We start from the raw sequence: 337 nt of genomic DNA, 5'->3' as shown, positions 1-337 counted from the left end.
TATGACGCCAAGGGCATGCTGATCCAGGCGATCCGCGACAACGACCCGGTGATTTTTCTCGAACACAAAATGCTCTACAGCCTCCAGGGCGAAGTGCCGGAAGAGCTGTACACCGTGCCGTTCGGCGAAGCCAACTACGTGCGTGAAGGCAACGATGTAACCCTGGTGACCTACGGGCGCATGGTGCACATCGCCCTGGAAGCCGCAGCTAATCTGGCGCGCCAGGGTATCGACTGCGAAGTGTTGGACCTGCGCACCACCAGCCCGCTGGACGAAGACAGCATCCTTGAAAGCGTGGAGAAAACCGGGCGCCTGGTGGTGATCGACGAGTCCAACC

General features: G+C 59.9%; 1 protein-coding gene. It reads left to right on the top strand.

Annotated elements, in window-relative coordinates; genetic code table 11:
* A partial coding sequence (locus HX812_RS31965) for a transketolase C-terminal domain-containing protein (RefSeq protein ID WP_306173400.1) occupies nucleotides 1-337 on the top strand: 337 nt, incomplete at both ends.

This window comes from Pseudomonas sp. IPO3749 (assembly GCF_013386605.1).
GTDB lineage: Bacteria > Pseudomonadota > Gammaproteobacteria > Pseudomonadales > Pseudomonadaceae > Aquipseudomonas > Aquipseudomonas azotoformans_A.
The sequence above is the reverse complement of the archived record's forward strand: the minus strand, read 5'-3'. Positions and strand labels throughout refer to the sequence as shown.